At 68.4% G+C, this 20,538-nt stretch carries 20 protein-coding genes and 1 tRNA gene; 11 read left to right on the top strand and 10 right to left on the bottom strand.

Going from position 1 to position 20,538, the window contains the following annotated elements:
* Positions 1–61 precede the first annotated feature (61 nt).
* Positions 62–3,526 (top strand): MobF family relaxase, encoded by a 3,465-nt coding sequence (gene mobF / locus AB1K56_RS13625; protein WP_371206083.1) that lies wholly within the window; start codon positions 62–64, stop codon positions 3,524–3,526.
* A gap of 55 nt (positions 3,527–3,581) precedes the next feature.
* Here mobF and AB1K56_RS13620 read toward each other — a convergent pair whose 3' ends face one another.
* The 3 genes from AB1K56_RS13620 to AB1K56_RS13610 all read right to left on the bottom strand — a co-directional run bounded on the left by AB1K56_RS13620 (position 3,582) and on the right by AB1K56_RS13610 (position 5,225).
* Positions 3,582–4,616, bottom strand: a complete 1,035-nt coding sequence (locus tag AB1K56_RS13620; protein ID WP_046747998.1) for a zeta toxin family protein — start codon at positions 4,614–4,616, stop codon at positions 3,582–3,584.
* Positions 4,613–4,903, bottom strand: a complete 291-nt coding sequence (locus AB1K56_RS13615; RefSeq protein WP_046747997.1) for a hypothetical protein — start codon at positions 4,901–4,903, stop codon at positions 4,613–4,615. Before AB1K56_RS13615 ends, AB1K56_RS13620 begins: the two co-directional genes overlap by 4 nt.
* A 100-nt stretch (positions 4,904–5,003) precedes the next feature.
* Positions 5,004–5,225 carry a helix-turn-helix domain-containing protein gene (locus AB1K56_RS13610; RefSeq protein WP_046748178.1) on the bottom strand — a complete coding sequence of 74 codons (222 nt, stop codon included), beginning with the start codon at positions 5,223–5,225 and terminating at the stop codon, positions 5,004–5,006.
* A 97-nt stretch (positions 5,226–5,322) separates the two neighbouring features.
* On the opposite strand from AB1K56_RS13610, the gene AB1K56_RS13605 reads away from it, so the two are divergent.
* Positions 5,323–5,976 carry a helix-turn-helix domain-containing protein gene (locus AB1K56_RS13605; RefSeq protein WP_270410866.1) on the top strand — a complete coding sequence of 218 codons (654 nt, stop codon included), beginning with the start codon at positions 5,323–5,325 and terminating at the stop codon, positions 5,974–5,976.
* Positions 5,973–7,241: a tyrosine-type recombinase/integrase gene (locus AB1K56_RS13600; protein WP_067118064.1), complete on the top strand. Its 1,269-nt coding sequence runs from the start codon at positions 5,973–5,975 to the stop codon at positions 7,239–7,241. The genes AB1K56_RS13605 and AB1K56_RS13600 overlap by 4 nt, the downstream gene beginning before the upstream one ends.
* An 8-nt stretch (positions 7,242–7,249) precedes the next feature.
* Here the strand turns inward: AB1K56_RS13600 and AB1K56_RS13595 are convergent, their stop codons facing one another.
* Both AB1K56_RS13595 and AB1K56_RS13590 read right to left on the bottom strand, forming a co-directional pair.
* Positions 7,250–7,711 carry a GNAT family N-acetyltransferase gene (locus AB1K56_RS13595; RefSeq protein ID WP_046747995.1) on the bottom strand — a complete coding sequence of 154 codons (462 nt, stop codon included), beginning with the start codon at positions 7,709–7,711 and terminating at the stop codon, positions 7,250–7,252.
* 169 nt (positions 7,712–7,880) lie between these two features.
* Positions 7,881–7,964 (bottom strand) — tRNA-Leu (locus AB1K56_RS13590).
* 152 nt (positions 7,965–8,116) lie between these two features.
* Between AB1K56_RS13590 and AB1K56_RS13585 the strand changes: the two genes are divergently transcribed.
* From AB1K56_RS13585 to pknB, 7 genes are read left to right on the top strand one after another with little or no spacing between them, the layout of a single operon-like run.
* Entirely contained in the window at positions 8,117–8,854 is a 738-nt protein-coding gene (locus AB1K56_RS13585) for an FhaA domain-containing protein (protein WP_371206082.1), read from the top strand.
* Positions 8,851–9,393: an FHA domain-containing protein gene (locus AB1K56_RS13580; protein ID WP_371206081.1), complete on the top strand. Its 543-nt coding sequence runs from the start codon at positions 8,851–8,853 to the stop codon at positions 9,391–9,393. The genes AB1K56_RS13585 and AB1K56_RS13580 overlap by 4 nt, the downstream gene beginning before the upstream one ends.
* 9 nt (positions 9,394–9,402) lie before the next feature.
* On the top strand, positions 9,403–10,641 hold the full coding sequence (locus AB1K56_RS13575; RefSeq protein WP_371206080.1) for a PP2C family serine/threonine-protein phosphatase: 1,239 nt from the start codon (positions 9,403–9,405) through the stop codon (positions 10,639–10,641).
* The gene (locus AB1K56_RS13570; RefSeq protein ID WP_371206079.1) at positions 10,638–12,041 is read left to right on the top strand and encodes an FtsW/RodA/SpoVE family cell cycle protein; all 1,404 of its coding nucleotides are present in this window, start codon (positions 10,638–10,640) and stop codon (positions 12,039–12,041) included. Before AB1K56_RS13575 ends, AB1K56_RS13570 begins: the two co-directional genes overlap by 4 nt.
* Positions 12,042–12,081: 40 nt before the next feature.
* The gene (locus AB1K56_RS13565) at positions 12,082–13,536 is read left to right on the top strand and encodes a penicillin-binding protein 2 (RefSeq protein ID WP_264629585.1); all 1,455 of its coding nucleotides are present in this window, start codon (positions 12,082–12,084) and stop codon (positions 13,534–13,536) included.
* Positions 13,533–15,323, top strand: coding sequence for a serine/threonine-protein kinase (locus AB1K56_RS13560; RefSeq protein WP_371206078.1), 1,791 nt, complete (start codon positions 13,533–13,535; stop codon positions 15,321–15,323). Before AB1K56_RS13565 ends, AB1K56_RS13560 begins: the two co-directional genes overlap by 4 nt.
* Before the next feature lie 31 nt (positions 15,324–15,354).
* Positions 15,355–17,055 carry a Stk1 family PASTA domain-containing Ser/Thr kinase gene (pknB, locus tag AB1K56_RS13555; protein ID WP_371206077.1) on the top strand — a complete coding sequence of 567 codons (1,701 nt, stop codon included), beginning with the start codon at positions 15,355–15,357 and terminating at the stop codon, positions 17,053–17,055.
* Here pknB and AB1K56_RS13550 read toward each other — a convergent pair.
* The 3 genes from AB1K56_RS13550 to AB1K56_RS13540 are packed head-to-tail and all read right to left on the bottom strand — an operon-like array spanning position 17,027 to position 18,617.
* Complete coding sequence (locus tag AB1K56_RS13550; protein WP_371206076.1) at positions 17,027–17,683, bottom strand: aminodeoxychorismate/anthranilate synthase component II; 657 nt, start codon at positions 17,681–17,683, stop codon at positions 17,027–17,029. The two genes, pknB and AB1K56_RS13550, sit on opposite strands and share 29 nt — an antisense overlap.
* Entirely contained in the window at positions 17,680–17,835 is a 156-nt protein-coding gene (locus AB1K56_RS13545; RefSeq protein WP_371206075.1) for a hypothetical protein, read from the bottom strand. Before AB1K56_RS13545 ends, AB1K56_RS13550 begins: the two co-directional genes overlap by 4 nt.
* Complete coding sequence (locus tag AB1K56_RS13540) at positions 17,835–18,617, bottom strand: class E sortase (RefSeq protein ID WP_371206074.1); 783 nt, start codon at positions 18,615–18,617, stop codon at positions 17,835–17,837. Before AB1K56_RS13540 ends, AB1K56_RS13545 begins: the two co-directional genes overlap by 1 nt.
* Positions 18,618–18,671: 54 nt before the next feature.
* Between AB1K56_RS13540 and AB1K56_RS13535 the strand changes: the two genes are divergently transcribed.
* Positions 18,672–18,911 (top strand): cell division protein CrgA, encoded by a 240-nt coding sequence (locus AB1K56_RS13535; RefSeq protein ID WP_076673116.1) that lies wholly within the window; start codon positions 18,672–18,674, stop codon positions 18,909–18,911.
* Between the two features lie 51 nt (positions 18,912–18,962).
* Here AB1K56_RS13535 and AB1K56_RS13530 read toward each other — a convergent pair whose 3' ends face one another.
* Together AB1K56_RS13530 and AB1K56_RS13525 are read right to left on the bottom strand one after the other, a co-directional pair.
* Complete coding sequence (locus tag AB1K56_RS13530; protein WP_371206073.1) at positions 18,963–19,889, bottom strand: rhomboid family intramembrane serine protease; 927 nt, start codon at positions 19,887–19,889, stop codon at positions 18,963–18,965.
* 18 nt (positions 19,890–19,907) lie between these two features.
* The gene (locus AB1K56_RS13525) at positions 19,908–20,465 is read right to left on the bottom strand and encodes a peptidylprolyl isomerase (RefSeq protein WP_136586366.1); all 558 of its coding nucleotides are present in this window, start codon (positions 20,463–20,465) and stop codon (positions 19,908–19,910) included.
* Between the last annotated feature and the right edge of the window lie 73 nt (positions 20,466–20,538).

The raw sequence follows: 20,538 nt of genomic DNA, 5'->3' as shown, positions 1-20,538 counted from the left end.
CCTTCTGAATGAACGTATGCTACCATGGTAGATACACTAGTTTCTATAGTAGAAACATCAGGTGGTGAGCTTCATGCATGGCGGCGTGATCTTGTTCCGGGGCACCGGAGCCGACGCGATGCGCTATGTCGAGGCCGACCGCAGCCGCGCCGATGACTACTACCTCAGCGACGGAGCAGGCATCGCGTACGCCGTGCTCGACGCGAGCGGAACGGCGGTGAAGGTTCGGCCGCTGTCGAACGAGGAGTACGCCGGGTGGGTGGACTGGATCCACCCGGATACGGGTGAGCGGATGGGCACGCCACGTCTCGCCGGGCAGGATCGCTTGGGGTCGCCCAGATTCGCGGAGATGACGATCAATGGCCCGAAATCACTGTCGATCGCCGCAGCGCTGCACCCCGAGGTATCTGAGGCGTTGGACCGTGCGCAGCAGGATGCGCTGGCGGAGATTCGGCGGTGGTTGGCGCTGCATTCGGTGACGCGGGTCGGCCCACGCGGCAAGCAGGAGGTGATGCCGGTCGAGCATATGCAGGTGGTCGGCATCACGCACCGCACCTCCCGGGCCGGTGACCCGCACCGGCACATCCACATGCAGATCGGGACGAGGGTGTGGGCTGCCGGGAAGTGGCGGGCGCTCGATACCGCCGCGGTCTTCCGCCAGCAGGGCGCGATCCGAGCCCTCGGCACCGCGGTGATCGCGGCGCATCCTGAGCTTGCGGAGGTGCTGGATCGGCACGGCCTCACCCTCGATCCCGTCACCGGTGAAGTGGTCGAACTGGAGCCGTATAACCACCTGATGAGTAAGCGCGGCGAGCAGGTGCGCCGGAACCTGGAACGCCTCGAAGCCGAATGGGAGGCCGCGCATCCCGGCGAGACGATGGGGCCGGTCGTCTCGTCGCGGTTGATGGCGCAGGCATGGGCGCACGAGCGGCCTGCGAAGAAGCCCACGACCCTGCGCGAAGAAGAAGCCTGGCTCACCGAACTCCGAGAGGCCGGCTACGACCCCGCGACCCTGCGACGGGCCACGCCCCGCGAGCCGGTTGCGCTGGATGAGCTGTCGGTGCAGCAGATCGCATCGCGCGCACTTGACCGTTGCGCGGCAGGCAGCTCGGCGTGGACGCGGCACACCGTGCAGGAGCACGCCACGCAGATCATCACCGAGGCCGGGGTGCGCGCAACCGGTCAGGAGTTGCGCGACCTCATCACCGTTGCGACGTGGCTGGCGCTGGAAGATTGTTTCTCCGTGCTCGCCCCTGGCGCTGCGACACCCGAGCATGTGGCGCATCTCACCTCTGTGCGCGTCGTGCAGGCCGAGGCCGAGCTGCGCGACCTGATCGCCGCACGAGTGCCGAAGCGCGAGCCGCGGCACCCCGACGTGCGCGAGGCGGCGCAGGCGCGCGGTATCGATGCGGGGCAGCAGCAAGCTGCTGCCGCCGTCGCATCTCCCGATCCGCTCGTGATCGTGGAGGGCGCAGCAGGCGCAGGCAAGACCACGATGCTGGGTGTCGCAATTGAAGTCGCGGCGCATCGCGGCAGACCGTCGCGGGTGGTGGCACCGACGTTGCGCGCCGCGCAGGTCGCGCATGAAGAACTCGGCGTACCCGCCGCGAGCGTGGCGGCGTTCGTGCACGCGCACGGATGGCGCTGGAACGATGACGGCGTATGGACGCGCCTCACCCCCGGCGACACCGACCCCGAGACCGGACGCACCTATCGCGGACCCTCCCAAGACGCTCGGCTCGCCTGCGGCGAGCGGGTGATCGTGGACGAGGCCGGAATGCTCGACCAAGACACCGCAATCGCCCTGCTCACGGTGTGCGCCGAAGCCGGGGCGACGGTCGCGCTGGTCGGAGATCGCGCGCAGCTCGCCGCAGTCGGGCGCGGCGGGGTACTCGATATGGCCGCGCAGCTCCGGGGCCGCACGTTCGACATGGCCGAGGTGCACCGCTTCACCGATCCCGCCTACGCCGACCTCACGTTGCGGATGCGCGACGGGAAGAACCCCGGCGAGGTGTTCGACCAGCTCGCAGCCCTGGGGCTGGTGCGCCTCCATGCGAGCAGTGACGAGGCCAGGGAGCAGATCGCCCGCTACCGGCACAACGGCGAAACGGTCACCGTCAGTACGAACGACGAGGCCCGTACCGTGAACTCGAGTATCCGTGACGAACGAGTCGCGTGCGGTGAGGTCGACGACACGGCGACCGTGGACGGCAGCGACGGCCTCCCCATCGGCGCGGGTGACCTTATCCAAACCCGCAAGAACAACACCAGCATTGGCGTCGCGAACCGGCAGCAGTGGATCGTGCAGCACGTCGCAGACGATGGATCGCTGAGCCTGCGCGAGGTGGGGAACGGGCGGAAGCTGCAGCGCACCGTCCGCCTCCCTGCCGACTATGTGTCTGAGCACGCCCACCTGTCCTATGCGGCCACCTCTTACGGCGTGCAGGGCACGACCGTCACCGGGTCGCACACGCTCCTCACCGACCAGGCCAGCGCCGCGAGCGTCTACGTCGGCATGACGCGCGGGCGCGAGACGAACCTGCTGCACGTCGCCGCGGGAAGCGAAGCGGACGCGCGGGCGCAATTCGTGGCGGCGATGGAGCGCGACCGCGCCGACCGCGGCCTCGAAGACGCCACCCAGCGCGCCGCCGAAGCAGTCGCAGGCCTCGTCGCGGACGGCCCGGCGCGGCGGGTGCGCATGGCGATTGGACGCTTGACCGAGCGTGCCGAGCAGGCCGAGCAGCGCGCCGCCCGGTTCGCGGAGTTCGCGGAGCGATTCGACCGGCTCAGCGCGCAGCACCAGCAGGAACGCGCCGACGTCGAAACCACCGCGCAGGCGGCGACCCAGGCTGCTGAGCAGCTGCGCGAGAGCATCCACGGCCCGCTCCGAGCAGCGGCCTTGACGGACGCACAGGGAGTCCTGCGCCTGGCCGACGCGCAGGAGCGGGCCGGGCAGCGCATGCGGGCAGCGGGGCTGTTCGCACGGCGGAGCGCCCGGAAAGAGCACGCCACCGCACAGCACCAACTCACTGCTGCCCGCGCCCGCCTCACCCGCGAATGGGGAAACCCGAGCACGCTCTACACCGGGAACATCGAGCAGTGGGCAGACGCCGCAGCTGCCCACCGCACGGACACCGATCCGCGCATCACCCAAGCTGACCAGAACGCGACCGCCGCACGTGAACGCCTCCAAACAGTAGACGCCGAGCAGCGGAGGGCGAGACAGCGGCTCGCCGCGCTCGTCTACGGGGCCGAGCGCGTCAGAACCGACCCCGTGCGCGCTGAACTCAACATGCCAGCCCGTGACGCCGCCACCTGGGCGGCGAAAGCGCGGCGCGACCGCGCCGAAGCCGCGAAGCTCACCGCGATGACTCCCACGGAGGCCGGGCAGTACCTCGACGCCCGCGCCGCCGCTGTCAAGGCTGCGAAGGAGGCACGGGAAGCGCGAGCGCGGCAACTGCGTGACACGACACGCACCCACGACCCCGCGACCCCTCACCGGCCGGGGCCAGGCCTCAGCCTGTAGGTCTGCGCTGCGAACAGCAGGCTTTCGCACGTGGAACGGCTGCGGGCGCGTTCCCTCATCTGCCGAGGCTCGGGCCGCGCCGGTCGACACCGTGACGCTCGCCCGTAGTCGGTTGTCCGAGGTCGCGGGGTGGCCTCGGCGGGAACGTGCCGGAAGGGAGGCGATGTTCCAGATCGAGCTGGCGGCGCTGATGCTCGTGGAGCAGGAACTCCGGTGCCATCGCCCGGCCGGAGAGGATACGGAGCATCTGCGCCGCATCGTCTTGCAGGCGAGCATACGTCGGGACAGTCTGCGCGCCGAGGTAGCCCGGTCTGCGTTTCGCTCGCGCGTAGACGGATGAGTAGTCCTTCAACCACTGAGCGGCCGTGCCGGGTGGCAGCGGGCGCTGCTGCTCGTGCCGGAGGGTGTGCGCGGCGGCCGGCTCCCGTTCCCATTCCCCGGCGGCATCCCGTTGGTTGTCGAAAAGCTGGGCTTCGCGGGAGAACACCCGCACTCGCGCGATGTGCGGGAGCGCTTCAAGAGCGGAGAGCACCCCGGCCGACCCGGCGAGGGCGGTTTCGTGTGCTTCGGGCGGTGTCCAGCGGCCGGGCTCGTTCGGGCCGTCGCCGAGAGATCGCATCTCGGCCGACAGCCGCGACACCGGAGCCGGGGTCGCGACGGCGACGACTTCGACCCGGTATCCGGCTTCCGCGAACCGGGTCGCGGTGCCGGTGACCATGCCCGGGTCGCGGAAGGTGCCTTCCAACAACACCGAGTACCGCCGCTCCAGGGCGTGATCCAGAGCGAGCTTCACCAGGCCGCCGGAGACGGGAGCGGTCGCCGCGGGCATCTCGAACGGGGCCCGGGTCGCGAGCCGCCGAAAGTCGGGATGGTACTCGCGGAGGTCGTCTCCCGTGATCTCGACCAGATCATCCGCGACGTGCTCGGCGAGGATCGCGTGCTGGGCGCGGGTCTTGCCCGCTGCGGGCTGCCCACCCAGGAGCACGAGCACCGGCTGCTCTTGCGGGGCGTGACCTGCGAACAGGTCATCCCGGGCCTCCTCCTCGAAGACCCGGCGCAACCAGGCACTGCTGCCGACCGTTTCGGTCATGCAGCGGCGGGGAGGGCGAGGTTCTCGAGTCGCCACACCTCGTTCTGCGCGATGATCTCGGCCCGATCCTCCGGGTTCAGCACGCGCGCCTGCTGCTTTACGAGGCGACGCCTGGCAACCCAGTGGCCACGGTCCTCATCGTCCTTGGCGTTGCGGGCCAGGTTCAGCAGTCCTGCGGACAGTACCGAGGCGTTGTGGCGGGCGATGTCGTAGAGCATGGCATCGGAGATTCCCGTGTAGTCCGGCCGGGCCTGCGGGGCAGGGGCAGTCAGGATGGTCTGGCTCATCGGCTGTTCCTCCGTTCCTGAACTCTTAGTCTACCGCGGCACCCTGACCGTGCCCAGGGCACGGCGGTGCCGAATCGGCACACCCGCACCCGGGGGGCGTTCAGGACTCGCGGCCCGGGGTGTCGTCGGCGAACAGGGCGAGGAACTTCTCGCGCGGGATCACGACCCGACGGCCAAGCCTCACCGACGGGATCGTACCCTCGTTGATGCTCGTGGTGATCGTGCGCGGATCGACGCCGAGCGCTTCGGCGGCTTCCTTGCGGGTGATGACCAGGCTGCGCCGCTTGCGCAGGTCTTCCATATCGAGAGTGCTCTGCCGCATCATCACACCATCCGTTCCAATCCACGCGCGAGAAGGTGCCCACCAGAATAGATCCACGGGTCTTGCGCTGTCAAGTATCGCAGTGTAGATTTCTTGTATGGAAACAGAACGGGTGCGGGGCAACCCCGCAGGACTCACGAACACGCACGTCGCGAACAACATCCGCGCCGCCAGGCAGGCGATCGGCATGGACTTGCGCACGCTTTCCGACGGGATCGCCGCCGCGGGCCGCAAGCTCTCCCCGTCGGGGATCAGCAAACTGGAGGCCGGGGATCGCCGGGTAGACGTGGACGACCTCACCGTCATCGCGTACCTGCTGCGCACCACCCCCGCCGCCCTCCTCACACCACCCGAGGGGCAGACGACGCTCACCGGGGTGCCCGAGGAGTTCGAGCCGGAGGAGATCGACCGGTGGATGCGCGGCGAACTCGTGCTCACCGATGAGGGGCTGTTCAACTACTGGCAGCAGGAATGGGTGATCTGCACCGACCGTATCCACCACCTCGAAACCACCCTCGCGGGCATGACCGCCCCGAGCAAGGATGACCCGGAGAGGCCCAGCGCGCACCCCAAGACCATCGCCGCCTACCAAGAACGGCTTGACGCCGCGAAAGCCCGCGCACGGATCATCCGGGAGCGCGGCGTGCAACTCGACCCGGAGGGGCGCGTGTTCAACGCCGCCGACTACATCGACAACTACGCCGACACCCACCAGCCCGGCACGACGACCGCGAGGAGCAGCTTGTCATGACCATTAAGAAGCCGTCCGCGCCGGAGCAGGGCGACGGGGGTGAGAAGAAGCAGCGTCGATCTCGTTCCCGGCAGCCCGGCTCAATCCAGGAATACCAGACGGACAAGGGCAAGCGGTGGCGGTTCCAGATCTACGTGCTCAAAGACCCCGAGTATCCCGAGATGGGATCGCGCCGTCTCACCCGTTCCGGGTTCACGAGCACCGACGAGGCGAACGATGCCTTGCAGGAGGCGTTGAAGCAGCGCAAGCAGAACGAGAAGTTCGGGAACAAGGTGCCGACCGTGGGTGTATACGCCGACGAGTGGGCGGCAGGGTTGAAGCTCGCGGCGTCCACGATCAAGGGCTACAAGAAGATCATCCGCAACCACATCAAGCCCCAGCTCGGCACGATCCGGCTCGACAAGCTCACCGCCACCAGGATAGCCCGCCACTACCGCGACTTGGAGAAGTCCGGCCGTAAAGACACCTACGGCAAGGGCAAACCCCTCTCTGCGAACTCGGTTCACAAGGTGCATGTCGTGCTCGGAGCGATCCTCGACGCCGCGATAGACGACGGACACCTGACCGTGAACCCGGCAAAGAAGAAGCGCACCGTCAAGCCGCCGACCACGAGCGAGGTACGGGCGCAGAAACCCGAGATCGTCACCTGGAGCGCCGACCAGCTCACCCTGTTCCTCACCTGGAACCGCGACGAGCGAGAAGACGAACTGTTCCCGCTGTGGCGCCTCATCGCCTACACGGGCATGCGCAGAAGCGAAGCCCTCGCCCTGAAATGGAGCGACCTCAACACCAAGACGATGCGGGTCAGCATCCGCCGCGCGGTCGATACCGACGACTGGACGAAGACCAAGACCACGAAGACCGGCAACGCCCGCGTGATCGACGTGGACGAAGACACCCTGAAAGTGCTCGCCTCCTACAAGGTCGCCCGCGCAGAACTCTCGTTCACCCTCGCCAAGGCCGACGCCTACATCTTCGGAGACGACGACGGCAAGCTCCGCTCACCCGACGCGATGACCAGCCGCTGGGATCGCCGCATGAACTGGCTCACCAAGAAGTACGACACCATGAACCGCGTCACCATCAAAGGGCTCCGTCACACCCACGCGACCCTGCTACTCGAACTCGGCGAGCACCCCAAAGTCGTGCAAGAGCGCTTGGGGCACTCAACGATCACCACGACGATGAACATCTACTCCCACGTCACCCCGACCATGCAGAGGTCGGCCGTAGACCGCTTCGCCAACCATCTCCGAGGAACGTGACCCCAGAGCTACCGGAGCGGTTTCGTCAGATAGACGAACTCAAGATCGTCGTTGATCCTCTCGCGGCGAGACTCGACATACCCCTCACGCTGGTAGAGACGGATGTTCCCCTCGCTCAGATGCCCGGTGAACAGTTCCGCAGTCCTCGCACCGGCCTCACGCTCAGCAAGGTTCAGCAGCCGGGTGCCCCACCCCTGACGTTGCTGGTCGGGCGCGACGATCAACCGGCCGATACGCACGACATCGCTGTCGACCACCCACCGCACAGACGCCACAATCCGACCGCTCGCAACCCCGACCAGTCCGTCACTGCTCGTGAGTTCGTCTCGAAGCTCTTCAAGCGACTGGACAAGTGGAGGCAGAAACGGGTCGCCGTACAACTGCGCCTCGGTCGCGTAAGCGGCCCGCTGCAGAGTCAACACTTCACCTGCATCGGCCATCTCGATCGCTCGGGTTGCTGCCTCGGTCATGCCCCTATCTTCTCAGGCCGCGCCGGGCAGCCGAGAGTCATCCCCGGAGGTTGCAAGGCCCCGCACGGGGCACATCATCCAGAGGCTTAGCACTTTTTCTAGCACTTCCAACGAAAATGGCCCCCGACCCGGAGTATAAAACTCCTGATCAGAGACCATTTTCCATTCGTGCGCGAGGGGGGACTTGAACCCCCACGCCCTTGCGGGCACTGGCACCTGAAGCCAGCGCGTCTACCTATTCCGCCACTCGCGCGAGTCACGGCACGGATGCCACGAACTCAACTTCCCGAGAATATCACGGCCACGACCACGCGACGAAACGCGGGGGTCGGGGGCCGCTTCCATGACCTGTCCAGCCGCCCTGGCTACGATGTGCCTACTGGTCTGCCTGCCCGAAGGAGTCTCGTGGGACTACTCGACAGTTTCGAGAAAGGTCTCGAACGCGCCGTCAATGGTGCGTTCGCGAAGACCTTCCGCAGTGGCATCCAGCCGGTGGAGATCGCCTCGGCCCTGCGCAGCGAGCTCGACAAGAAGGCCGTGGTCGTCACGCGTGAGCGCATCCTCACCCCGAACGCGTTCACGGTGCGCCTCTCCCCCGCCGACGACGAGAAGATGAGCGCTCTCGGCTCCACGCTCCTCACTGAGCTCGACACGCTCGTCAAGAAGCACGCCCGCACGCAGGGGTACTCCTTCGCCGGTCCCGTCGCGATCACGATCGAGCGCGACGCATCCCTGTCGACCGGCACACTGCGCGTCGATTCGCAGACGACGGAGGGGCGCGTCGCCTGGCGCGGGGTCGTCGACATCGACGGCACGCGCCACCCGCTCACGAGTTCCCGCACGGTGATCGGTCGCGGCAGCGACGCCGACATCACCATCCCCGACGCCGGGACCAGCCGCAAGCACGTCGAGATCCTGTGGGACGGCGAGCGCGCCATGGTGCGCGACCTCGGCTCGACGAACGGCACCACCCTGAACGGTCGGAAGGTCTCCGAGGCCGCGCTGCCCCCCGATTCGACGATCTCGATCGGTCGCACCAATATCGTGTTCCGTGTGGTCGCTCAGGCTCAGCCGCCGCGGCGCCCCCAGGCGTCCGACGCCACGCGCATGTTCGACGTCCGGGAACGGGGACCCCTCTCATGAGTCAGTTGACTCTCCTTCTGCTGCAGGGCGGCTTCCTCGTCCTGCTGTGGTTCTTCGTGTTCGGCGTCGTCTACTCGCTGCGCGCCGACCTCTTCGGCGTCAAGGTGCGCAAACTCCCCGAGCCGGCGGCATCCCCCGCTCCCGCCGCCGCGGCGCCGACCGCGTCTCCCGACGCCGTCACCACGCAGGTCAAGCGACCGGCCGCGCCGCCCGCACCTGCCCCGATCGGCGGTCTCGCGACCACCTCGGTGGTCTCGCGCATCGTCATCACGAGCGGCCCCAAGGCCGGTCTCGAGCTGCCCCTGGGCACCGAGCCCCTGACCATCGGCCGCTCGAGCGAGTCGGGACTCGTGATCCGCGACGACTACACCTCGAGCCACCACGCGCGACTGGTGCTCTGGGGCGACCAGTGGATGCTGCAGGACCTCGACTCCACCAACGGGACCACCCACGACGGCGTACGCGTCGCGGCCCCCGTGCAGGTCAAGGTGGGGGCGCCGATCAAGGTCGGCGCCACCACGTTCGAGTTGAGGACGTAAACCACCTCCATGGTCTTCCAGGGCTCGAGTGCCGCCATCTCCCACACGGGCAAGGTGCGCTCCAACAACCAGGACTCCGGTTACGCCGGGTCCAACCTCTTCGTGGTCGCCGACGGCATGGGCGGTCACGCGGGAGGCGACGTCGCCTCGAGCCTGGCGATTCAACGGCTGACCGAGCTCGACCAGCCCTACTCCACCCCCGCCCAGGCCGAGCACGCGATCCGCGACGCCCTCGCCGACACCGCCGCAGAGTTGATCGACACCGTCGCGCGGCGCCCAGAACTCGCCGGCATGGGCACCACGGTGAGCGCCCTGGTGATGGTCGACGACTACGCGGTGATCGGCCACATCGGCGACTCGCGCATCTACCTGTACCGTGACGACACGCTCACGCAGATCACGGCCGATCACACGTTCGTGCAGCGCCTGGTCGACTCGGGTCGCATCACGCCCGAGGAAGCGCGGTATCACCCCCGCCGCTCGGTGCTGATGCGCGTGCTCGGCGACATGGATCCCGATCCCGAGGTCGACAGCTTCATCATGCCGACGCAGGACGGCGATCGATGGCTGCTGTGCTCCGACGGCCTGTCCGGAGTCGTCGACGACACCCACACCGCGAAGACGCTCGGGCTCGGCATGCCCCCGGCGCGCACGGCCGACGCCCTGCTGAAGCAGGCGCTCGACGGCGGCGCGCCCGACAACGTCACCGTGGTGCTCGTCGACGTGGGCGGCCAGCACCCCGTCTTCATCGGCACCCCGGCGATCGTCGGCTCCGCATCCAACCCGAGCGGCGTCGTGGTCCCGGCGGCGCGGCCCAGCCGTCCGAACTGGCTGCACCACGCCCGCCAGGTCGCGAACGAGCCCACGCACTTCGAACCGGCCGCGGAGTTCCTCGAGGAGCTCATCGAAGAAGACCGCCGTCGCGCGCGGCGCCGCCGGTTCGGCTGGCTCGCGGCGCTGCTGGTCGTCCTCGCGGGGATCGGTCTCGCCCTGTTCGCCGGGTACAACTGGACGCAGACGCGCTACTACGTCGGAGCCGACGACGACTCGGTGGTCATCTACCGCGGCATCCAGCAGTCCATCGGTCCGATCTCGCTGTCGACCGTCTACGAAGACACCAACATCGTGCTCGCCGATCTGTCGGACTTCGACCGGCAGACCGTCGAGGCCACGATCTCGGCCCGCTCGCTCTCGGATGCCGAGCTGATCGTCGATCGCCTGCGGCCGGCGGCGGAGGGAAGCGGATGACCGACCAGAAGCAGACGCGCTCCGCCGACGCCGTGTCCACCGACACGGCCGTCATGCGCGCGCTCAAGAAGATCCGCGTCCCGGCCACGCAGCGCAACCGCGAGCTGGGCCTGCTCGTCTTCGCGATCGCCGTCTACGGCTCCGCCATCGCGCTCGTCCAGCTCGGCGTGACGGGAACCGTCGACACGGGCTTCCTCATGCTCGCGGCGGTCCCCGCGGTGCTGGGTCTCGTCATGCACGTCGTGCTGCGCCTGCGCGTGCGCGACGCCGACCCGTTCGTGCTCCCCATCGCCACGGTCCTGACCGGTCTCGGCATCGCCATGATCTACCGCATCGACCTCGCCGATCAGAGCAGTGGATGGGATGCCACCGGCCACCGCCAGATCGCGTGGGCGGCCATCGCGATGGTCTGCGCCGTGGCCGTGCTGATCTTCGTCCGCAACTACCGCGTGCTGTTCCGCTACACGTACCTGTCGGGTCTGGTCGGCATCCTGCTGCTGCTCCTGCCCTTCGTGCCGGGGCTCGGAACGGATCAGAACGCCGACGTCTGGGTCTCGCTCGGATTCGTGTCGTTCCAGCCCGGCGAGCTGGCCAAGATCTGCCTGGCGATCTTCTTCGCCGGATACCTCGTGCGCACGCGCGAGAGCCTCACCTCCACCGGCACGCGGTTCCTGTTCATGACCTGGCCGCGCGCCCGCGAGCTCGGCCCGGTGCTCATCATCTGGCTGGTCTCGCTTGGAATCATCGTGCTGCAGCGCGACCTCGGAACGGGTCTGCTGATCTTCGGCATGTTCGTCGCGATGCTCTACGCCGCGACGGGCAAGACGAGCTGGGTCTTCATCGGCCTCGTGCTCGTCGCGAGCGGCGCGTTCCTGGCATCCCGTGTGCTGCCCTACGTGCAGGGCCGTTTCGCGAACTGGCTGAACGCGTTCGACCAGGACGTCATCGACCGCGACGGCGGGAGCTACCAGCTCGTCCAGGGCATCTTCGGCCTGTCGCACGGCGGACTGTTCGGCACCGGACTTGGCCAGGGCCGGCCGTACATCACGCCGCTGTCGCAGAGCGACTACATCATCCCGAGCCTCGGAGAGGAGCTGGGCCTCGTCGGGATCTTCGCCATCCTCGCCCTCTACATGGTCTTCACGAGCCGCGGCATCCGCGTCGGCCTAGCGGGTCAGGACGACTTCGGCAAGCTCCTCGCCACCGGCTTCTCGTTCACCATCGCCCTGCAGGTATTCATCATGGTCGGCGGCGTCACCCGCGTGATCCCGCTGACCGGACTCACGACCCCGTTCCTCGCCGCCGGTGGATCCTCGCTGATCGCGAACTGGATCATCGTGGCGTTCCTCCTGCGCATCTCCGACGCCGTCCGCTCCCGGCCGCGGGTGGTGATCGGCTGATGCGCCGCACCCCCGCAGCCGCCCGACTCGAGGAGGCACCGTGACCAAAGAACTCCGACGCCTCAGCATCGTCATGCTGGCGATGTTCCTCGCCCTGTTCGCCTCGACCAGTGTCATCCAGGTCGTGCAGGCGAACGCGCTGACCAATACGCAGGGCAACACGCGTGCGCTCTACGACTCCTACGAGATCCAGCGCGGATCGATCATCGTCAGCGGCACCCCGATCGCGCAGTCCGTCCCGTCCGACGACGTCTACAGCTGGCAGCGTCAGTACACGGATGCCGAGATGTGGGCGCCGGTGACCGGCTACATGAACCCCGTGCTCGACGCGAAGACCCAGATCGAATCCGCCGAGAACAGCGTGCTCAGCGGCTCGGACTCGAACCAGTTCTTCTCGCGCATCGACCGCGCGATCACCGGGCAGGCCCCGCGCGGATCGAACGTCGAGCTCTCGTTGGACGCGAACGTCCAGAAGGCCGCCTGGGACGCCCTCGGCGACCTCCAGGGCGCCGTCGTGGCCATCGAGCCCTCCACGGGCCGCATCCTCGCCATGGTGTCGAAGCCGAGCTACGACACGAACGTCCTCGCCTCGCACGACACGGATGCCGTGAACTCGGCGTACGACCAGCTCGTGGCCGACAGCGCGAAGCCGCTCGACAACCGCGCGATCGCGGGCAACCTCAACCCGCCGGGGTCCACCTTCAAGCTCGTCGTCGCCTCGGCCGCCCTCGCCTCCGGCAAGTACACGCCCGACTCGGCCTTCCCGAACCTCGCGGCCTACACGCTGCCCCAGTCGACGAACGTCGTCAGCAACGCCGGCGGCGGAACCTGCGGCGGCGGCGACACCGTCACGATCGCCACGGCCCTCCGCCTGAGCTGCAACATCCCGTTCGCCGAGCTCGCGGTGGAACTGGGCGACGATGCGATCCGCGCGGAGGCCGAGAAGTACGGCTTCAACGCGCAGTTCACGATGCCGCTGCAGTCCACGGCATCCACGTACCCCGCGAGCCCGAACGCCCCGCAGACCGCGCTCAGCGGCTTCGGCCAGGGCGACGTCCGGGCGACGCCGCTGCAGATGGCGATGGTCTCGGCCGGGATCGCGAACGACGGCGTGGTGATGAACCCCCGCATGGTCGACCGCGTCATCGAACCCAACCTGTCGGTCACCGACGAGGGCAGCAACAGCGAGTTCGGACGGGCGATCGAGCCCGACGTCGCCGCGCAGATGGTCGCCATGATGACGGCGAACGTCCAGGACGGCGCGGCATCGAATGCAAGAATAGACGGGGTCCAGGTGGCGGGTAAGACCGGCACCGCGGAGAACGATTCCCGCCCCTACACTCTCTGGTTCACCGGCTTCGCTCCGGCGGACGACCCCCAGGTCGCCGTCGCCGTGGTCGTCGAAAACGGTGGAGGCCAGGGGCAGAGCGGGAGCGGCAACGAGATCGCCGCCCCGATAGCGAAGAAGGTCATGGAGGCGGTGCTGGGTAAATGAGACCGACACAGGGTGTGACCTTCGGCGGGCGGTACGAGCTCGATTCGCGGATCGCGATCGGCGGCATGGGCGAGGTCTGGGAAGCGACCGACCACGTCATCGGACGGACCGTCGCGATCAAGATCCTCAAAGACGAGTACATGGGCGACCCGGGCTTCCTCGAGCGCTTCCGCGCCGAGGCCCGGCACGCGGCACTCGTCAACCACGAGGGCATCGCGAGCGTCTTCGACTACGGCGAAGAAGACGGCAGCGCCTTCCTCGTGATGGAGCTCGTCCCCGGCGAGGCCCTGTCCACGATCCTCGAGCGCGAGGGCTCGCTGTCGACCGACAAGACCCTCGACATCGTCGCGCAGACCGCGGCCGCCCTGCAGGCCGCCCACGCCGCGGGGCTCGTGCACCGCGACATCAAGCCCGGCAACCTGCTCATCACGCCCGACGGCCGCGTCAAGATCACCGACTTCGGCATCGCCCGCATCGCCGACCAGGTGCCGCTCACGGCGACCGGCCAGGTCATGGGAACGGTCCAGTACCTCTCGCCCGAGCAGGCGTCGGGGCACCCCGCCTCCCCCGCGACCGACACCTACTCGCTGGGCATCGTCGCGTACGAGTGCCTCGCCGGCAAGCGCCCGTTCACCGGTGAGTCGCAGGTCGCGATCGCCATGGCGCAGATCAACGAGCAGCCTGCACCGCTGCCGCCGACCGTCGCGGTCCCGGTGCAGAACCTCGTCATGGCGATGATCGCCAAGAAGCCCGAGGACCGCCCGGCCTCGTCCGCGGCCGTCTCGCGTGCCGCCGCGGCCCTGCGCCGGGGCGACCTCGCCGCCGCCGCGGCCGCCGTTCCCGCCATCGCGGCCGGTGCGGCCGTCGCCGACGACGCGACCCAGTTGCTCACGTCGGGTCAGACCTCCGCCACCACGCGGCTCCTTCCCTCCGCCGGCGCAGCGGGCCTGGGCGCGGGCGCGGCATCCCTCCTCACGGAGCAGCACACCGAAGAAGACGCCGCCCCGCAGAAGAAGAAGCGCAGCCCGTGGACGTGGCCCCTGGTGGCGCTGATCGTGCTGCTCCTGCTGGTGCTCGGCGGCACACTCTTCACCCTGCTGTCCAACCAGGGCGAGCCCGACGCGGTGCCGACGAGCGCCGCGCCCAGCTCGGCCACTCCCAGTGCCCCCGCGTCGCCGTCGAACACCCCGACGCCGACCCAGACCGCACAACTGGTCGACGTCGACGCCCTCGACCTCATCGGCAAGACCTGCGATGAAGCCCGCGGCATCCTCAGCGAAGCGATGCTGGGCGCGACCTGCGCGACCGGAACCGCCGCCGAGAACGCCGACCAGATCGGGCGCGTCTACATCGTCGACCCCACGGGCCGTAATCCCGAGGGCACCAACATCACGGTGACCGTCTACGGCGAAGAGACGCCCCTGCAGCAGCCCGGAACGCCCACCCTGCCGGGCACCTCCGTCAGCGCGGGCAGCGACATCCAGGTGTCGTGGCAGCAGTACTCGTGCCCCGCGGGCACGGGCAGCGTCACCTCGTACAACTTCACCGCCACCAACGGAACGTTCGACACGAACGGTCAGTCGACGGCATCGTTCTCGCCCGACGAGCGCAACGCGCAGCTCAAGGTGAGCAACTCCGCCGGTCAGACCCTGCGCGTGACCTACACCGTGAGCTGCTCGGGAACCGACCGCACCGCCGGCCCGTCGGGCGAGGCCTCCGCCTCGATCACCGGCGGCAGCACGCCGAACCCGTCTCCGACGGGCAACGGCGCCGCCACCAAGCCCTGAGCTTCGATCCACCCTCCCCGGGAGTTTTTTCGTGACCACTGAGACGCGCGTCCTGTCCGGGCGCTACCGCGTCGACGACCTCATCGGTCGCGGCGGCATGGCGAGCGTCTATCGCGGTTACGACCAGACGCTCGGTCGCACGGTGGCCATCAAGATCCTCAAGGCCGACCTCGCCGGCGACGCCGCCTTCCGCACGCGTTTCCGCCTCGAGGCGCAGGCCGCGTCCCGCATGGCGCATCCCACGATCGTGCGCGTCTTCGACGCCGGCGAAGACGTCGAGGTCGGGATCGACGGGGTGGAACGTCCCGTCCCGTACATCGTGATGGAGCTCGTGCACGGCCGCCTGCTCAAGGAGATCATCGCCGAGGGCTCCGTGCCCGTCGACGACGCCCTGAGGTACGTGGACGGCATCCTCGAGGCGCTCGAGTACTCGCACCGCGCGGGCGTGGTGCACCGCGACATCAAGCCCGGCAACGTGATGATCACCGACGCCGGACGCGTGAAGGTCATGGACTTCGGCATCGCGCGCGCCGTGTCCGACTCGTCGTCGACCGTCGCCGAGACGACGGCGATCGTCGGGACCGCCGCCTACTTCTCCCCGGAGCAGGCCAAGGGCGAATCGGTCGACGCCCGTGCCGACCTCTACTCGACCGGCGTGGTGCTCTACGAGCTGCTCACCGGGCGTCCTCCGTTCCGCGGCGAGACACCGGTGGCCGTCGCGTACCAGCACGTCAGCGAGGCTCCGGTTCCGCCCAGCGAGGTCGTCGAGACGATCCCGCGGGCCCTGGATGCCATCGTGCTGCGCGCGCTCGCGAAGGATCCCTTCCAGCGACCCCAGGATGCCGCGGGCTTCCGCGAGGCCCTCGACGAGACCGCCGACGGGAAGGCGCCGACGAAGCGCCAGATGTCGGCCCTGTCGAACGAGCTCTACGGACCGAACCCGCGTCAGGCGGCCGAGACGGCGCGATCGCTGCGTCAGTTGAGCACCGACACGACCATGCGTCGCACCCAGCCCGGCCCTCCGGTCGCCTGGATCTGGGCCGGAGTGACCGTGCTGGCCGTGCTGCTCGTGGCGGTGCTGATCTGGGTCATGCAGATCCAGCCGAACGACGACGTGCCCACGACCTCGTTCACGGTCCCGAACGTGGTCGACATGTCGTACGACCGGGCCGTCGAGACGCTCGAGGCTCAGCAGCTCACCGCGAGCCGGGTCAACGAGCCCGACGAGAAGATCGCCGCGGGCAACGTCACGCGCACCACCCCCGATGCCGGCACCACTGTGGCATCCGGTCAGCAGGTCACCGTCTACGTCTCCACCGGTCCCGACACCGCCACCGTCCCGACACTGGACGGCATCTCGGAGTCCGAGGCGCGCTCCGCGCTCGAAGCGGCCGGACTGTCGGTGGGCTCCATCCGCCGCACGACCGACCCTGCCCTGGCGGCCGGCACCGTGATGTCGGCGAGCGAAGAGAGCGGCTCCCAGGTCGCGAAGGGGACGGTCGTCAACCTCGTCGTCGCCAGCGGTCAGGTCGTCATCGTCAACTACACGGGCTACACCCTCGACGCCGCCAAGCGCGAGCTGGAGTCCGACGCGAAGCAGTTGACCGTGATCACCCAGGAAGACACCGGATGCCGCGCGACGAGCCCGCAGACGGTGAGCGGTCAGTCGCTCGCTCCCGGCGAGGTCCCCGTCCACAGCGAGATCACGCTGACGGTCTGCTCGGGCTCCTGAGTCCGCGCGGACTCAGGCCCGCGGCGCGCTCCGCCGCGCCGCTCAAGCCGGAATCCTCCAGCCAGCGGCCGAGAAGGACGTGCCCTCCCTCGGTGAGGACGCTCTCCGGGTGGAACTGCACTCCCTCGATCGGCGCCGACCGGTGCCGAAGACCCATGATCACGCCGCCGTCGGTGCGCGCGGTGACCTCGAGTTCCGGGGGCAGTGAGGGCGGTTCGACCGCCAACGAGTGGTAGCGCGTCGCCGCGAAGCCGTCCGGCACGTCGGCGAAGACACCGGTGCCCTCGTGGCGGATGACGCTGGTGATCCCGTGCAGCAGCTCCGGGGCGTGACCCACCCGCGCACCGAACGCGACGGCGATGGCCTGATGGCCGAGACACACCCCGAGGAGAGGGATGCCGCGGCTGGCGGCGTCGATGACCACCGACACGGACTGACCCGCCTCGGTGGGATGCCCCGGCCCGGGCGAGACGAGCACCGCATCGGCATCGCGACGGATGCGACCGCGCAGACCCGGATCGTCCGCGGAGACCAGGATCGTCTCGGCACCGAGGTCGCGCAGATAGCCCGCGAGCGTGTGGACGAAGCTGTCGCGATTGTCGACGACGACGACGCGCCGGGGTCTCACTCGACCGTGACCTCCTGCGGGTAGACCATGTCGCTGACCCACGGGAAGACGTAGAAGAACAGGCCGTAGAGCACGGCCGCGAGCAGCACGAGGACGATCAGCAGCCGCACCCACCACGGGCCCGGGAGGATGCGCCACAGGGCTCCGTACATCAGGCGGCTCCAGAGGTGAGGGACAGGGGCGGTCCCGCGTCGGTGCGGGGGGTGTACGACTCGAAGACGCCGTACGCGATGGCGCGCTCGGAGAAGCCGTACCGCGGGCTGCAGGTGGTCATCGTGATGATGCGGTCCGTGGCCTGGATCTCGGTGTTCTGCGGGAAGGGGAGGAGCACGTCGACGGCGTCGGGACGCACGTACTCGAGGTTCCGATAGCGGTAGGTGTACCAGCCCGTCTCGGTCTCCACCACGATGGCGTCGCCGATGTGCAGAGACGGCAGATCCGCGAAGGGCGCACCGTGACTGCCCCGGTGTCCGGCGATCGCGAAGTTGCCGACCTGGCCGGGCATGGCGGTGTCGGGGTAGTGGCCGAGACCGATGGGGTCGAGGGTGCGTCCGGCGCTCACCCCACCCGCGAGCCGGAATTGGTAGTCGGAGCCCAGACGAGGGATGCGGACGACGCCGAAGATCTGCGCATCGTCGGGCTGCGCCATCTCCGGCGGATCGGCGGTGGGGGGCAGCCCCGGCGTCGGCGTGATGTTCGGGGCCGGCGCGGGAGGGTCTGCCGCCCACGAGTCGGTGATGTCGCGGGCTTCGTTCTTGAACTGGGACCCGATGATGACATCGCCGATCCACAGCTGCCAGACGACGAAGAGCAGAACGACCACTCCCGCGGTGACGAGCAGATCTCCGATCACGCCGATCACCGAGAGCCCGCGCCGGGGCGCGCTCGTGCGTCTCCTGCTCCGGCGCGTCTGCGGCTGCGTGTCGGGGTGCACGAGGCGAGTCTAGTTCCGTGGGTTCGCAGGCACCTGAGCATTAGACTGTGCCGCATGGCTCGAACTGGCAAAGGCGAAGACCCCATCGCCGAACGCAACGACGGTGGATCCGCCCCGAACCCGGTGTGGTTCCTGCCCATCATGATCGGCCTGATGCTCATCGGCCTCGTCTGGGTGCTGGTGTTCTACCTCAGCAACTCCCAGTTCCCCATCCCCGGGATCGGTCCCTGGAACCTCGTCATCGGCTTCGGCATCGCCTTCGTCGGTTTCCTCATGACGACCCGGTGGCGCTGACTTACACCCGTGTAATTCATCCCCACCTGTGGATGAGGCTGTGGATAAGTCTCAGAAGTAGAACGCCGCGGGAATCGCCAGCAGCGCGATGAGAGCCACGGTCACGCCGATCAGCAGCCCCGTCTGCAGGCCGCGCTGCCGAGGCGCACGCGTCCGCGAGTAGACGAACCCGATCGCGGCACCGGTCACCAGGCCACCCAGGTGCGCCTGCCACGAGATCCCGACGGCGGCGAGCGACGAGGCGAAGTCCCCGGACCCGATCGCGTTGATCCCCGCCAGCACGAACGGCCACGCGAAGTTGATCCCGATCAGGATCGCGATGACGCGGATGTCGGCCCCGATGTGTCGGCCGATCACGAGCAGGGCGCCGAAGAGCGCGAAGATGGCACCCGAGGCGCCGACGGTCCAGACGCCCGGAGCGAGCAGCGCGACCGCCACCGAGCCGCCGAGCGCCCCGATGAGGTAGAGGATCAGGAATCGCGCGCGTCCCAGCAGCGGCTCGAGGCTCCGCCCGATGAACCAGAGCGCGAGCATGTTCAAGCCGACGTGGAAGAACCCGTCGTGCACGAGTGCGACGGTGAGGAGACGCCACGGCTGGATGAGACCGGCCTGGGGCAGCACGTAGAAGCTGTTGAACGCGAGGAGGTTCGACAGCAGCGGACCGACGCCCGGGATCAGCCCGATGATGTAGACGAGGCCCGTGACGGCGATGATCCCCAGCGTCATCTTCGGGCGGTCGGAGGAGACGACCGACATCGGTCGTGACGCCCAGCGGCGCTGCGCCTTCTTCTGGGCGGGGGTCTGAGACGCGCGCTGCTGAGCCATGCACTCGGGGCAGATCACGCCGACGGCGGCGGGCGTCCGGCATTCCGGACAGACGGTGCGCATGCACCGCTGACACAGCACGAAGCTCTGCCGGTCAGGATGCCGGTAGCAGAAGTTGTCGCTGTTGCGACGGAACTCCTCGGTGGTGGACACCCGCCGCCGTCCGCTGACTCAGACCGAGACGACGTCGACCGACTGCAGCACGACGTCTGCCTTCGGTCGGTCCTGCGCGCCCGTGGGGACCGCCGCGATGGCGTCGACGACGGCTTTCGACGCGTCGTCGGCGACCTCGCCGAAGATGGTGTGCTTGCCCTGGAGCCACGGCGTCGGGTCGGTGGTGATGAAGAACTGCGAGCCGTTCGTGCCCTCGGGCTGACCGGTGATGGCGTTGCGACGCAGTCCGGCGTTGGCCATGGCGAGCTTGTACGGCGCGGTGAAGTCGAGCTCGGGGTGGATCTCGTCGTTGAAGGTGTATCCCGGACCGCCGATGCCCTGACCGAGCGGGTCGCCGCCCTGGATCATGAAGTTGGGGATGATGCGGTGGAAGATGACGTTCGTGTAGAGCGGACCTTCGCCCTTGGCGCCGGTGGCCGGGTCGGTCCATTCCTGCGTCCCATCGGACAGACCGATGAAGTTGCGGACGGTGCGCGGAGCGTGGTCACCGAAGAGGTTGACGACGATGTCGCCGTGGTTGGTGTGCAGGGTCGCGACGGCGGTGTGGTTGGCCATGGGTACATTCTCTCAGAGTTATCTGCAAGGGTCGGCGGCGCGGGCGGCCCGTTCTGGCAAGATGAGGGCAACG

The organism is Microbacterium sp. BWR-S6Y (assembly GCF_041379845.1).
Lineage (GTDB): Bacteria > Actinomycetota > Actinomycetes > Actinomycetales > Microbacteriaceae > Microbacterium > Microbacterium hydrothermale.
The sequence above is the reverse complement of the archived record's forward strand: the minus strand, read 5'-3'. Positions and strand labels throughout refer to the sequence as shown.